The following is a 13702-nucleotide window of genomic DNA, read 5'->3' as shown; positions in this document are numbered from 1 at the left end:
GACATGAGTGGTGATGTGTTCGGCAACGGCATGTTGTTGTCCGAGCACATTCGTCTGGTGGCCGCGTTCGACCACCGCCACATCTTCCTCGACCCCGACCCGGACGCGGCCCGCTCGTACCGGGAGCGGCAGCGGTTGTTCGCGTTGCCGAGGTCGTCGTGGGCGGACTACGACACGTCGCTGATCAGCCCCGGTGGCGGTGTGTGGGATCGCACCGTGAAGGCCGTGCCGATCAGCCCGCAGGCCAGGGCGGCTCTCGGCCTGGGCGACGACGTCGTATCGCTGTCGCCGCCCGAGCTGGTTCGCGCGATCCTGCTCGCTCCGGTGGATCTGTTGTGGAACGGCGGTATCGGCACCTACATCAAGGCGAGCACCGAGACCAACGCCGAGGTAGGCGACAAGTCCAACGACGCGGTCCGGGTCAACGGGAATCAGTTGCGGGTCAAGGTGATCGGCGAGGGCGGCAATCTCGGCGCCACGGCGCTGGGCCGCATCGAGTTCAACCGCAACGGCGGCAAGATCAACACCGACGCGCTGGACAACTCGGCGGGCGTGGACTGCTCCGACCACGAGGTCAACATCAAGATCCTGCTCGATGCCGTGGTCTCCGGCGGTCAGCTGCCGCCGGACGAGCGCAACCCGCTGCTGGCCTCCATGACCGACGAGGTCGCCCAGATGGTCCTGCAGGACAATGTGGCGCAGAACTTCCTCATGGGCATCTCGCGCACCGAGGCGCCGCACATGCTCAGCGTGCAGATGCGGCTCATCGAGGAACTCGAACAGCGTCGCGGCCTGGACCGCGAACTCGAGGCGCTGCCCTCGGACCAGGAGATGAAGCACAGGCTGGAGGAGAACGCCGGACTGGCCTCGCCCGAGCTGGCCAATCTCATGGCGCACGTGAAGCTCTCGCTCAAGGCCGATCTGCTCGATTCCGACCTGCCCGACAGTCAATACTTCGCCGCGCGGCTGCCGGAGTACTTCCCCACGCCGCTGCGCGACCGGTTCGGAGCGGCGATCAAACGCCACCGGCTGCGCCGGGAGATCGTCACCACCATGATCGTCAACGAGATGGTGGACTACGGCGGCATCACCTACGCGCACCGGTTGAACGAAGAGGTCGGCGCCACCACCACCGACGCGGTGCGCGCCTTCGCCGCGGCGAGCGGAATCTTCGACCTGGATGAACGATGGGCGCGAATCCGCGCCTGCGACGCGCCGACCCCGGTGCGTGACCTGCTCGAACTGGAGACGAAGCGGACCCTCGACCGGGCGTCCCGGTGGCTGCTGAGCAATCGCCCGCAGCCGATCGCGGTGGGCTCCGAGATCAGCCGGTACCGCGCCGACGTGCGGCAACTCGCTCCCAAGGTGCCGGGATGGCTGCGCGGGCACCACGTGTTCTCGCTCACCGACCGGTCCGCCGAGTTGATCGCTCGCGGTGCGCCGACCGACCTCGCCACCGAGGTGTTCGGTCTGCTCCACCTCTTCCCGCTGCTGGACATCGTGGACATCGCCGACATCACCGACCGGGACGGCGACGAGGTCGGGTCGCTGTACTACGCGCTCAACGACCACCTCAAGATCGACTGGCTGCTGCAGGCGGTCAGCCACCTCGAACGCGGCGACCGCTGGCACGCGCTGGCGCGGCTCGCGCTGCGCGACGACATGTACGGGTCGCTGCGCTCGCTCACCCTCGACGTGCTCTCCGGCGGCGACCCCGAGGAGACGGCGGACGAGAAGATTGCATACTGGGAGTCGAAGAATCAGTCCCGCCTCGGCAGAGCCAGGGCGGCGCTGTCGGAATTGTTCGAGTCCGGAACCCACGATCTCGCCACGTTGTCGGTTGCAGCGCGGCAAGTGCGGAGCATGGTGAGCGGGGTGGGCGCTCAATCGGAGGTACCACGTTGACGAGTTCGGTGAGGGGCAGCGGGAAGGCCGCGGGCAGTCTGGTGCTGCCCAGGCGGTTCCACGCCAAGGTGGACGTCAGGTGGTCGGACATGGACGTGTTCCAGCACGTCAACCATGCCCGGATGGTGACGCTGCTGGAAGAGGCGCGCATTCCGTGGCTGTTCGAGGACGGCCGCCCGACCGCACCGCTGCGCGAGGGGTGCGTCCTGGCCGATCTGCGTGTCCGCTACCGCGGTCAATTGCGGCACGAGGACACGCCGCTGGACATCGCCATGTGGATCGAGCAGCTGCGCGCGGTCGACTTCACCATCGGCTACGAGGTGCGGGCGGCGGGCGCGCTGCCCGACTCGCCCGCGGCCGTGGTGGCGTCCACGCAGATCGCGGCGTTCGACATGCGGGCGCAGCGTTTGCGCAGGCTCACCGACGCCGAGCGTGATTACCTGTCCGAATGGATGGACTGAGCGACCGTGTCGGTGGTGGCGGAGTGGTGACGGCGGAGCGGCCGTGATGGCGGAACAACGAGTGCTGCATGTGCCCGATCCGGCGGAGCGGGAGAATCTCGCGACGTTTCTGACCAGGGCCGTGCGGCTGGACCCCGGGGCGGTGGTGCGCCTGCGCCGCCGCGGGGAGAAATACGTCTCGGCCTGGGTGGCGACGGGTTTCGAAGCGCTGGCGATGCGCACCGTGGTCGCCGAACTCGGCGTCGACGACGTGACGGTCGGCGCCGATCTCGTGCTGGCCGGTTCGGCCGGTGGCAGTCCGATCGACCTCGGATATTCGATGGACTCCGCGTGGCGCGGCGCGCTGCCACCCATCGACGGTTTCGCACACGTCGACGACGTGCCCGCACGCACCCTGGTCGAGCTCGCCGAGCAGGGTGCGCAGCTGGCGAAGGAACACGGCAGCGGCCACGGCCCGCCCGCCTCGTTGCTGGATCAGGCGGTGCTGACCGTGTCCGGCGCGGGCACCCGGGTGCAGGTGCCGATGCGCGTCGTCTTCGCGCTCACGGCGATGGATTTCATCCCGCACTCGGGGGAGAAAGCCGACCCTCGCCGTATCCCCGCCGCCGAGATCGTCCGTGTTCGCGCGACCAGAACCTGGCTGCGGCTCGACGCTCGCTACGGCTCGGTCGCGCGTCGGCTCGGCGGTGGAATTCCGCTGCTACCGCGTTGATCGCGTCGCTCGATGGTCGTCGCCGGGTGCGTCGCACGATCCGCGCCGGAGGGCGGTCCGCCGGGGATCCTCGCTACCGATCACCATTCGGGATGAGGTCGCGGGGCTCGGCCGCTCCGCTGCCCTTCTCACGAAGTGCTGGTGCGTTCATTCCTGCTCGCCCGCGATCCGCGGTGGGCGACCGACGTCTCCCGCGATGCAGGGCAAGGCCCTACAGCCGCGTCGGGCCGGTTCCCGCAGTGCAAACTGCCTTTCCGTTGGTTTGACGGGATCGGTGCCGAGCGCATGTCGCTTCGGCCGCGGCGGTGCGAAGCCGTCCGAACGCGCGCTGTATCGCTCCGTCGCGTGAGTCGCCGGGTGACGATGACGGCCAGTTCTTTTCGCTGCCACTGGATGGCTGCCAATGCGGGCCGCGGACTGTGAACCCGAGTAGCACAGGGGCGCTCGGATGCGATCGATGGGACAGGCGGCGCCGTCGGCAGGAGGGGACGGCGCCGCCTCCTGCTGCGGGCGCGGTGCCGCTCACGAGACGCCGATGTAGCGGAGGACTGCCGTCGTCGCGGCTGCGGCGAGAATGACCAACAGAATGGGGCGTCGGAACCACGCGACAAGTCCACCCGCGAATACGCCTGCTGGCACGGCGAATCCGAGGTCTGCGGTGCCCAGCGGCAAGGTGGTGACGGCCACGAGCGCGGTGAGCAATACGACGGCGCCGATCTCCAGCAGCCACACCACACGTGCGGGAAGGCGCACTCGGTCGCGGAGTGCGGGTCCGGCCCAGCGGAACGCGTAGGTGCCCGCGGCGAGAGCGACGACTCCGGCGGCCAGCATCACGCCGCTCCCCGCGCGGTCGCTGGTAGAGGCTTTTGCCGCGCCGCGACCAGCACCCCGGACAGGGCGAGCAGCACCGGCAGCCCCGTGGGCAGGAACGGAGCGCTGACCAGGGCGATCGCCGTGCCGACACCCACTGCGGCGAGGGTGGTCCGGTCGCGCAGCGCGGGCAACACCAGCGCGAGCAGGACCGCGGGGAACACCGCATCGAGTCCGAGCGCCGAGGTGTCGGTGACCACCGATCCGATCAGCGCTCCGACGGCGGCGCCGCCGGGCCAGGCGAGCAGCACCCCAGCGCCGGTGATCCAGTAGGCCGCCCGTCTGCGTGGCGCGTCGGGCTGGCGATGGTCATCGCGACGGACTCGTCGTTCATCAGATGAACGCCGAGCGAGCGGCGCCAGCCCGTGCCGACCGCGTCGGGAACCGACAGCCCGTACGGCACATGCCGCGCGTTCACCAGCAGTCCCGCCAGCACCGCCGCGATCGGGTTGCCGCCGGCGGCAACGATCCCGAGAAACAGAAACTCCGAGCTCCCGGCCAGCACCACGCACCCGAGCAGCACCGGCAGCCAGACCGGAAAGCCCGCCGCGACCGCGGTCGCCCCATAGGAAATCCCGATCACACCGACGGCGAGGCACACCGCCCCGATCCCGAGCAGCGCATTCCGATCGAGTGTTCGCCATATCGAACGCATGTAGCTTATAGTGAACATGACGCCGCACTTCGTCAACATGGTTTCCCGGCGAGAGCTCCGAAGGACACGCGCTGCGAACATGTCCGCACCGCAGCCGTCCAGCACTCCAGCGCAACCACAACACCACGACCCCACGGCATAATCGCGGCACACGCAGCGCCGAAGGCGCTGCAAAACAAGCAGAGGTGGGAATGACGCAGCAGGACGCGACGACAACACCACAGGCGGTGATCGCCGCCGCGCTGCGCCGCGAGCGCACCCGGGCCGGACTCTCGTTGAGCGAGGTCGCCGGCCGGGCGGGTATCGCGAAATCCACTCTGTCGCAATTGGAATCGGCAACGGGGAATCCGAGCCTGGAGACCTTGTGGGCGTTGTGCGTCGCCCTGGACATGCCGTTCTCCCGATTGCTCGACCCGCCGCGCCCGAACGTGCACGTCATCCGCGCCGGTGAGGGGCCGGTGGTGGCGGCCGAGCAGTCGGAGTACCGGGCGACGCTGCTGGCGGCCGGGCCGGCCAATTCCCGCCGCGACCTGTTCCGCATCACCGCGGAACCGGGGCATGCGCGGCGATCGGATCCGCATAGCGTCGGTGTGGTCGAGCACGTCCTGCTCGCCGAAGGGCGCGCGCTGGTCGGCCCGGTCGACGCGCCCGTCGAACTACACCCGGGCGACTACATCGCCTACCCGGGTGACCAACCGCACGTGTTCGAGGCACTGGCGTCGCCGACCTGGGCGACGCTGGTGGTGGAGTACACCTGATCAGTCAGGCGGCGCCTTCGTCGAGATACTGCAACCACACGGGGTCGAGTTCGGCGGTAGTGGACAGCAGGCGCCAGTGCGGGCCCTTCGGGGAGACCAGCGGGGCGCGCAGCGTCCAGCCCAGCTCGCTGAGCAGTTTGTCGGCTTTGCGATGGTTGCAGGGCGCGCAGCTGGCGACGCAGTTCTCCCAGGAATGTTCCCCGCCGCGGCTGCGCGGGATGACGTGGTCGATGGTCTCGGCCTTGCCGCCGCAGTAGCCGCAGCGGTAGCGATCCCGGTGCATGAGCGCGGCGCGGGTCATCGGCACCCTGGCGCGATACGGAACGTGCACGTAGGTGCGCAGGCGGATCACCGAGGGAATGGCCACCGACGTATCGGCGGAGTGCACTACCGGCCCTTCGTCGTTGTGGTGAACGGCGTCGGCCTTGTCGCAGATGAGGAGGACGATCGCGCGGCGCGCGGACAATGCGGTGAGCGGCTCGTAGGTGGCGTTCAACAGCAACACCCTGGTCTTGAGCCAGTTCGTGCCCTCGGCGGGCGGGGCGGTCGGGCGGGGTCCGTGGTCGTGATGGCCACGATGTCCACCCGGATATCGTTCGGACACGATGTGCAGCGGAGTAGCCCCCGACCCACGATTGTGGACGTCGGCGGGCTGGAGTTGTCGGTGCGCTCGCGCCTCATGTGATCGGGCGCCGTGCCGCTGCTTCATCTCGACCTCGATTTCATGATTGGCAGGATCATGTGGTATCTGCAAAGCAGAGACTGTCCCCCAGTTGACCATGGAATGTCGGGCATTGCACGGTGATTTTCGACAATGTCCGGTTAACTGTGGCTGAAGTGCCATTCCGGCGCGATGTTCCGGTTGCCGATCGGCGGCGCAAGGGCGGTACGGCGGCGGTGCCCGGGCGCGGGCACAATGGACAGCGGCGCATCCGGTGAAGCGAGAGGGTCTATGACTTCGGGCGAGCAAACGGCGACGTCGTTCTACGAGGCGGTCGGTGGGGCGGAGACGTTCCGGCGGCTCCTCGCGACGTTCTATCGCGAGGTGGCCGCCGACGAGGTGCTGCGCCCGCTGTATCCGGAGGAGGATCTCGGTCCGGCGGAGCGTCGTTTGCGGATGTTCCTGGAGCAGTATTGGGGCGGTCCGCGCACTTACTCCGACGAGCGCGGTCATCCCCGCTTGCGCATGCGGCACATGCCGTTCACCATCGGGCCGATCGAGCGGGACGCGTGGCTGCGGTGCATGCGTATCGCGGTCGCCGAGATCGAGCCGGAAACGCTCGATGACGAGCACCGTAAGGCGCTGCTCGACTACCTGGAAATGGCTGCCAACTCCTTGGTGAACGCCCCGTTCTGACCACGGCGCGGCACTGCGGCGCTGGTGTGTTTTCTACCGCGTTGTGGTGGCGAAACATTCGCTGGTGAACAGCGGGTGACCTGACGGTTGCGCGCGAGAGGCGGAGCGGAGCAGCGTTTTTCGCCTGTGCCGATGTCCGTGCTAGATATTTGCCGGTCATTCGAAACTGTGTGCCGGGAGAAGGCTTCGCGTCGAAACTTTGGCACTATTGCGGATGTGAGTGATGCACCAGCCTTAACGGCGCCGGTCGATCGCACCACGCAGTCGTGGTGGCGGTCGGCCGTGTTCTACCAGGTTTATCCGAGATCTTTCGCGGACTCGAGCGGAGACGGGGTCGGCGATCTCGGGGGAGTCCGGGACAAACTGGGCTACCTCGAACTGCTCGGCGTCGACGCACTGTGGATCTGCCCCGTGATGCGTTCGCCGATGGCCGATGGTGGCTACGACGTTGCCGATCCCCGCGATATCGATCAGCTCTTCGGCGGTCTCGCCGCGATGGACGCGCTGATCGCCGAGGCGCATGCCCGCCGGATCAAGGTCGCCATGGACCTGGTGCCCAATCACACCAGCGACCAGCATCCGTGGTTCCGCGCGGCGCTGGCGGCGGCCCCCGGCAGCCCGGAGCGCGATCGATACATCTTCCGCGACGGCCGCGGCCCCGGCGGCGCCGAGCCGCCGAACAACTGGCCGAGCATCTTCGGCGGCCCCGCTTGGACCAGGATCACCGAACCCGACGGCACCCCCGGCCAGTGGTACCTGCACATTTTCGCCCGTGAGCAGCCCGACCTGAATTGGGCCGACCCCGAGGTCGCCGCCGATTTCGAGCAGACGCTGCGGTTCTGGCTCGACCGCGGGGTGGACGGATTCCGGATCGACGTCGCGCACGGCATGGCCAAACCCGACGGTCTGCCCGACATGCCCGAGCTGTCCGTCTCGGCCCTGCTCGCGCACGACGACAGCGACCCGCGGTTCAACAATCCCGCCGTGCACGATATCCACCGCCGGATCCGCAAGGTGGTCGACGAGTACCCGGACGCGGTCACCATCGGTGAGGTGTGGGTGAACGACAACACCCGCTTCGGCGAGTACGTGCGTGCCGACGAACTGCACCTGGCGTTCAACTTCCGCCTCGCGGAATCGGCGTTCGACGCCGACGCGGTGCGCGACGCGATCGACAACTCGCTGTCCGCCGTAGCACCGGTCTTCGCCGTGCCCACCTGGACGTTGTCCAACCACGACATCGAGCGTGAGGTCACCCGCTACGGCGGCGGTGCGCTCGGCGTCGCGCGGGCGCGGGCGATGATCCTGCTGGAACTGGCGCTGCCGGGCGCGGTGTTCATCTACAACGGCGCCGAGCTGGGGCTGCCCAACGTCGACGACCTGCCGGACGATGTCTTGCAGGATCCGGTGTGGGAGCGCTCCGGCCACACCCAGCGCGGCCGCGACGGCTGCCGAGTGCCGCTGCCCTGGGAGGGTGCCGCGCCGCCGTACGGGTTCACCACCGGGACACCGTGGCTGCCGATTCCGGGCGACTGGGCGTCGCTGACCGTCGAAGCGCAACTCGAGGAGTTGGGGTCGACTTTGTCGCTGTATCGCCTGGCGCTCGAACTGCGCGCGCTGCGGCCGGAGTTCGCCGGGGACCGCATCGAGTGGTACGGCAGCCCGGCGGGTTGTCTCGCCTTCCGCCGGCCGGGGGGACTGGTCTGCGTGCTCAACGCCTCGGACGCGCCCATCCAGCTACCGCCGGGAGACGTGCTGCTGGCCAGCGCGCCGACCGACGGAGGCCAGCTGGCGCCGAACGCGACCGCCTGGTTGGTCTGAGGCAGCGCCGGAAAGTCCCAGCTCGGGGCCGATGCAATCGACACGGAGGGCGATACGGCTCGACCGGACGGAGAACTACTACAGAGGATCGTCTACCTTTGATCCGTGAGCATTCTCGAGACAGTGCTGATCTTCGCCGGCATACCGCTGGTGATCTACGGCATCATCGCCGGATTGTCGTTCCTCGGTAAGCCGCTGCCTGGCGAGAAGCCGGTCCACTTCGCCCTCGGCCAGAAGTGGACCGCGTCGCCGGTGCTGTGGAGTGCCACCGAAGAGGTGATCGGCTCGGGTCACCATTTCGCGGAAACGCCGCATGAGCAGCATGCGGCCATCGAGTCCACCGCGGTGGAGCTGATCGGAGGACGGGCAAGTGGCAGGTTCTAAGTGGCCCGCGGTGGTCGAAGCCGATTTGCCGCACGGATACGCGATCACCAGCAGCGGACGCGTCTCCGGCGTGCACGAGGCAGGCGACGTGTTCAAGGAAGCGCCGTTCAACGACGTAGAGCGGCTCACCATGGACAACGTGCTCACCGAGGCGACCCGCGCGACGAAGGTGCGCTTCAACGTCTACATCGGCGATCTGGGCGAGGACCCGGCCGCGTCCGCGGACGCGATCTTCCCGGGCACGCCCGAGGCGGCGCATTCGGTGCTCATCGCCGTCTCGCCCAACGAGAAGGCGATCGAGGTGCGCTCGGGCCGGGCGGTCGCCGACCGTGCGAACGATCGCGTCTGCCAGCTCGGCGTCACCGCCGCGCTGAGTTCGTTCCGGCAGGGCCAGTTGATCGACGGCGTGGTCTCGGCCGTCCGCGTGATGGCCGCCGCCATCGGCAGGTAGTTGCCTCGTCCGCAGCGCCTATGGCGTTGCGTGTTCGCGGCCCCTTTGTGGCTCGAAAGACGGGATAGGCCGCTGTGGTTGCGTAGGGCAGTGGCTGCCGTAAGTCCGGCGCGTCCACCCGACCAGGGGTGGACGCGGCCGATTTTCGTTTACGGCTGTGCGTCGAAGGCGCGGGCCCGCAGCGAGCGTTCGATGCCCGCCTTGCCCTCGCTGACCAGCCGGCGCAGCGCCGGGGGATGATCCCCGGCCAGGAACTTGTCGGCGACGGCCACCGCGTCCTCGCTGATCGCCCAGTGCGGGTAGAGGCCGACCACCACGGTCTGGGCGACCTCGCTGGAACGACGCTCCCAGACGCCGGGCACCTCGGCGAAATACCGCTCCACGTAGGAGGCGAGCAGCTCACCCTGCCCGGCGGGCGCGAAGCCACCGACGATCGAGCGGGCGGTGATGTTGGGTACCGAATCGTCGCCCATCACCGTCGCCCACGCCTGCTCCTTCACCTCGGCGATCGGACGCGCCGTCGCTGCGGCGGCCGCCTGCCGCCTGCCCGCGGCCGTGGGGTCGTTGGCCAGCTCCGCATCGATGACCGGAGTGTGCAGCCCCTCGGCGTCGATCTCGCCCGCCGCCGCGAGCGCCGACACGATCCGCCAGCGCAGGTCGGTATCGACCACCAAGCCGGGCAAACCGACCCTCGCCGGATCGCCGTCGCGCAGTTCGCTCAGCACCTCGGTGTGCCAGGCCGACAACTTCGCGGCGGTCAGCGCGTTGACGAAGGCCAGCTGGTGGTCGGAGCCGGGTTCGGCTTCGCGCGCCAGCTCGAGCAGCCTGTTCGCGTATTCCGGCCAGCCGGTGGTCGCGGCCCATTCCGGCTCGGCGTAGCTGCCCAGCGCGGTGTTGGCCTGCATCAACAGCCGTTGCACCACACCGATCTCGCTCTCCGCGCCGACGCCACGCTCGACCAGCGCGACGAAATCACGGGCGCGGAACTCGGCCTGGCGCGTCATCTCCCAGGCCGCCGACCAGGCCAGCGTGCGCGGCAGCGGCTCTGCGATGTCGGCGATGCGGTTGACCAGCACGTCGAGCGAACCGGCGTCGAGGCGGATCGAGCAGTAGGTGAGGTCGTCGTCGTTGACCAGCACGAACTGGCCGCGCGGCACGCCGGCCAGCTCGGGTACCTCGGTGCGTTCGGCGGCGTCGAGGTCGAGCTCGACGCGCTTGGTGCGCACCAGTTTTCCGTCCTGGTCGTCGTAGACGCCGACCGCGAGACGGTGCACGCGCCGCTCGCCCGCGCCCGGCTGTGCCCCCTCCTGCACGACCGCGAAGGAGGTGAACCTGCCCTCGGCGTCCACCTCGAAGTCGGGGCGCAGGATGTTCAATCCGGTGGTCTTGAGCCACTGCGCACCCCAAGTGGACAGGTCGCGGCCGGACGACTTCTCCAGCGCCGACAGCAGATCGTCGAAGGTGGCGTTGCCGTAGGCGTGGTCGGCGAAGTACGCGCGCAGGCCCGCCAGGAACGGCTCCAGCCCGACATACGCGACGAGCTGCTTGAGGACGCTGGCGCCCTTGGCGTAGGTGATGCCGTCGAAGTTGACCTCGACCGCGGCGAGGTCGGGGATGTCCGCGGCGATCGGGTGGGTGGAGGGCAGCTGGTCCTGCCGGTAGGCCCAGGACTTCTCCACGTTCGCGAAGGTGGTCCAGGCGTTGGTGTATTCGGTGGCCTGGGACTGGCACAGCACCGAAGCGAACGTGGCGAACGACTCGTTCAACCACAGGTCGTCCCACCATTTCATGGTGACCAGGTCGCCGAACCACATGTGTGCCATCTCGTGCAGCACGGTCTCGGCGCGGCGCTCGTAGGACGCCCGGGTGACCTTGGACCGGAAGACGTAGTCCTCCAGGAAGGTCACCGCGCCCGCGTTCTCCATCGCGCCCGCGTTGAATTCGGGGACGAACAGCTGGTCGTACTTGCCGAACGCGTACGGCACGCCGAAGTTGCGGTGGTAGAAGCCGAAGCCCTGCTTGGTCTCGGTGAACAGCCGCTCGGCGTCCATGTGCTCGGCGAGCGAGGCGCGGCAGTAGATGCCGAGGGGGATATCGCCGTGGTCGTCGGTGTAGACATCGGTCCACCGCGCGTACGGGCCCGCGATGAGCGCGACCAGGTAGGTGCTCATCTTCGGGGTGGTGCGGAAGACGTGCTTGCCCGGCTCCGCCACGAGCGTCTGCACCACGGCCGCGTTGGAGACGACCTGCCAGTCCTCCGGTGCGGTGACGGCGATGTCGAAGGTGGCTTTCAGATCCGGCTGATCGAAGCAGGCGAACATCCGCTTGGCGTCGGCGGTTTCGAACTGCGAGTACAGGTACACGGCGTCGTCGGCGGGGTCGACGAACCGGTGCAGACCCTCGCCGGTGTGCGAGTACTCGCAGTCGGCCTCGACCACGAGCTCGTTGTGCTCGGCCAGGTCGGTCAGCGTGATCCCGGTCGACTCGTCGTAACCGGAGACGTCCAGCGCGGTCCCGTTGAGCACCGCCGAGCGCACGCCGCGCGCCACGATGTCGACGAACGTGCTCGCACCCGGTGTCGCGCCGAAGGTCACCGTGCTGCGGGAGAAGAAGGTCTGCTCGCCCGGTTTGCCCGCGCCGTCGGTCAGATCCAGCTCGACGCGGTAGTTCTCGACCGACACCGTCGCGGCGCGTTGGATCGCCTGGTCGCGAGTGAGGTTGGGTGCGGACATAAGGCTCCTTCGTGGTCGAAGAACTGGCACGGGCAAAACCCACAATGCCACCTCGCCGTGGCAGGCCGCGCGGGACTTTCCCGATCAACCCCAATGTTCGCGGCACTTACGCGTCGGTCCGCTGTGTGCGGCGGACGGCGCGGCGGCGGTGCTCGGGGGCGGCGGTATTGTGCCTGGTACAGCGCAGGTTCACCCCACGGATTCGGAGGCTCGACGTTGAAGCATGTGCACGCCGGGAAGGTGCGTGACCTGTACGAGGACGGCGACACGCTGGTGCTGGTCGCGTCCGACCGGGTTTCGGTGTACGACGTGGTGCTGCCGACGCCGATCCCGGACAAGGGCGCCCTGCTCACGCAGTTGTCCAACTGGTGGTTCGAGTACTTCACCGATGTGCCCAACCACGTGGTCTCGGCCACCGACGTGCCCGCCGAGTTCGCCGGTCGCGGCATTCGGGTGAAGCCGCTGAAGATGGTGCAGGTGGAATGCATCGCGCGCGGTTACCTGACCGGGTCCGGGCTGGTGGAATACCGGCAGACGGGCTCGGTGTGCGGGATCGCGCTGCCGCCCGGACTGCGCGAGGGCGACAAGCTGCCGGAGCCGATCTTCACACCGACCACCAAGGCGTCCGAGGGGCACGACGAGGCGATCACCTTCGCGGACGTGGTGAACCAGGAGGGACGCGAGGTCGCCGAGCGGCTGCGCGAACTCACCTTGCACATCTACGCCCTTGGCGCCGCGCACGCCGCCGAACGCGGTGTCATCGTCGCCGACACCAAGGTCGAATTCGGCTGGGACGGTGATGTACTCACCCTCGGCGACGAAGTGCTCACCTCTGATTCGTCGCGTTTCTGGCCCGCCGACGAGTGGGAGCCGGGCCGCGCGCAGCGCTCGTTCGACAAGCAGTTCGTCCGCGACTGGTCCACCTCCACGGGCTGGAACAAGGAGGCGCCCGGCCCGGAGATCCCGGCCGATGTCGTCGCGGCGACCCGCCAGAAGTACGTCGAGGCCTACGAACTCATCACCGGCCGGACCTGGGCGGACGTGCCGCGATAGCGGTCAGTCCGCGAGCAGCTCGGTCAGCCGGTCCAGGCACGGCCGCTGGCCCGCGACGAGCTTGTCTCGCGCGGTGGGCGCGTCGAACCAGGCCGCGCGGTCGATCTCGGGGAACTCCGTGAGGCGGCCGGTGCGCGGCGGCCATTCCAACTGGAAGGTTCCCGGTACCACGGCGGCGGGATCGAGGTCGCCTTCGACGGCCCAGACGGTGAGCACCTTCTTGCCGCTGCTGTAACGCACCTCGCCCAACGGCAGCCACGTGCCGTCCGGGACCGGCAGCCCGAGCTCCTCGGCGAACTCCCGGCTCGCCGCGACCTCGGCGTCTTCCGTCTCCGGCTCGTACTCGCCCTTCGGAATCGACCACGCGCCCAGGTCTTTTCGCGCCCAGAACGGGCCGCCCATGTGCCCGAGCAACACTTCGACGGCGCCGTCGGGGTTCCGGCGGAAGAGAAGGACTCCCGCACTGTGTTTGCCTGCCACACCGGGTAGTCTGCCCGGTCGCGATCGGTCGAGTGCCCCGCATGCTGGTGCCCGGCGCGTCGC

The 13702-nt window shown here is 68.6% G+C and carries 15 protein-coding genes; 9 read left to right on the top strand and 6 right to left on the bottom strand.

Going from position 1 to position 13702, the window contains the following annotated elements; all coding sequences use genetic code 11:
- From ACWEO7_RS30765 to ACWEO7_RS30755, 3 genes are all read left to right on the top strand, one after another.
- Positions 1-1905: NAD-glutamate dehydrogenase domain-containing protein (locus ACWEO7_RS30765; RefSeq protein ID WP_452428399.1), on the top strand; the 1905-nt coding region annotated here is incomplete at its 5' end.
- The gene (locus ACWEO7_RS30760) at positions 1902-2366 is read left to right on the top strand and encodes an acyl-CoA thioesterase (protein ID WP_452428397.1); all 465 of its coding nucleotides are present in this window, start codon (positions 1902-1904) and stop codon (positions 2364-2366) included. The genes ACWEO7_RS30765 and ACWEO7_RS30760, both read left to right, overlap by 4 nt.
- A 46-nt stretch (positions 2367-2412) precedes the next feature.
- A complete protein-coding gene (locus tag ACWEO7_RS30755) occupies positions 2413-3078 on the top strand; it encodes a hypothetical protein (protein ID WP_452428395.1) in 666 nt (221 codons plus the stop codon).
- A 522-nt stretch (positions 3079-3600) separates the two neighbouring features.
- Here ACWEO7_RS30755 and ACWEO7_RS30750 read toward each other — a convergent pair.
- The 3 genes from ACWEO7_RS30750 to ACWEO7_RS30740 are packed head-to-tail and all read right to left on the bottom strand — an operon-like array spanning position 3601 to position 4708.
- Entirely contained in the window at positions 3601-3909 is a 309-nt protein-coding gene (locus tag ACWEO7_RS30750; protein WP_452428393.1) for an AzlD domain-containing protein, read from the bottom strand.
- On the bottom strand, positions 3909-4199 hold the full coding sequence (locus ACWEO7_RS30745) for a hypothetical protein (RefSeq protein ID WP_452428391.1): 291 nt from the start codon (positions 4197-4199) through the stop codon (positions 3909-3911). Before ACWEO7_RS30745 ends, ACWEO7_RS30750 begins: the two co-directional genes overlap by 1 nt.
- Positions 4157-4708, bottom strand: coding sequence for an AzlC family ABC transporter permease (locus ACWEO7_RS30740; protein ID WP_452428389.1), 552 nt, complete (start codon positions 4706-4708; stop codon positions 4157-4159). The genes ACWEO7_RS30745 and ACWEO7_RS30740 overlap by 43 nt, the downstream gene beginning before the upstream one ends.
- A gap of 86 nt (positions 4709-4794) precedes the next feature.
- Here ACWEO7_RS30740 and ACWEO7_RS30735 point away from each other — a divergent pair, with 86 nt between their 5' ends.
- Positions 4795-5361 carry a helix-turn-helix domain-containing protein gene (locus tag ACWEO7_RS30735; protein ID WP_452428387.1) on the top strand — a complete coding sequence of 189 codons (567 nt, stop codon included), beginning with the start codon at positions 4795-4797 and terminating at the stop codon, positions 5359-5361.
- 4 nt (positions 5362-5365) lie between these two features.
- On the opposite strand, the gene ACWEO7_RS30730 is transcribed toward ACWEO7_RS30735, so the two are convergent.
- Positions 5366-6070: an HNH endonuclease gene (locus ACWEO7_RS30730; RefSeq protein ID WP_450019695.1), complete on the bottom strand. Its 705-nt coding sequence runs from the start codon at positions 6068-6070 to the stop codon at positions 5366-5368.
- Positions 6071-6313: 243 nt separating this feature from the next.
- Here ACWEO7_RS30730 and ACWEO7_RS30725 point away from each other — a divergent pair, with 243 nt between their 5' ends.
- The 4 genes from ACWEO7_RS30725 (at position 6314) to ACWEO7_RS30710 (ending at position 9374) form a co-directional block, all read left to right on the top strand.
- A complete protein-coding gene (locus tag ACWEO7_RS30725; RefSeq protein WP_452428385.1) occupies positions 6314-6718 on the top strand; it encodes a globin in 405 nt (134 codons plus the stop codon).
- A gap of 216 nt (positions 6719-6934) precedes the next feature.
- Positions 6935-8539, top strand: a complete 1605-nt coding sequence (locus tag ACWEO7_RS30720) for a glycoside hydrolase family 13 protein (RefSeq protein ID WP_452428383.1) — start codon at positions 6935-6937, stop codon at positions 8537-8539.
- 105 nt (positions 8540-8644) lie between these two features.
- Entirely contained in the window at positions 8645-8923 is a 279-nt protein-coding gene (gene ctaJ / locus ACWEO7_RS30715; RefSeq protein ID WP_355075930.1) for an aa3-type cytochrome oxidase subunit CtaJ, read from the top strand.
- Entirely contained in the window at positions 8910-9374 is a 465-nt protein-coding gene (locus ACWEO7_RS30710; protein ID WP_355075932.1) for a DUF5130 domain-containing protein, read from the top strand. The genes ctaJ and ACWEO7_RS30710 overlap by 14 nt, the downstream gene beginning before the upstream one ends.
- A 149-nt stretch (positions 9375-9523) precedes the next feature.
- On the opposite strand, the gene pepN is transcribed toward ACWEO7_RS30710, so the two are convergent.
- Positions 9524-12106, bottom strand: a complete 2583-nt coding sequence (gene pepN / locus ACWEO7_RS30705) for an aminopeptidase N (RefSeq protein WP_452428381.1) — start codon at positions 12104-12106, stop codon at positions 9524-9526.
- A gap of 216 nt (positions 12107-12322) precedes the next feature.
- Here pepN and ACWEO7_RS30700 point away from each other — a divergent pair, with 216 nt between their 5' ends.
- Positions 12323-13159, top strand: coding sequence for a phosphoribosylaminoimidazolesuccinocarboxamide synthase (locus tag ACWEO7_RS30700; RefSeq protein WP_452428379.1), 837 nt, complete (start codon positions 12323-12325; stop codon positions 13157-13159).
- 3 nt (positions 13160-13162) lie between these two features.
- Here ACWEO7_RS30700 and ACWEO7_RS30695 read toward each other — a convergent pair whose 3' ends face one another.
- On the bottom strand, positions 13163-13639 hold the full coding sequence (locus ACWEO7_RS30695) for an NUDIX domain-containing protein (RefSeq protein ID WP_452428377.1): 477 nt from the start codon (positions 13637-13639) through the stop codon (positions 13163-13165).
- Between the last annotated feature and the right edge of the window lie 63 nt (positions 13640-13702).

The organism is Nocardia sp. NPDC004260 (assembly GCF_053603155.1).
This window is presented reverse-complemented; position numbering and strand designations above follow the sequence as displayed.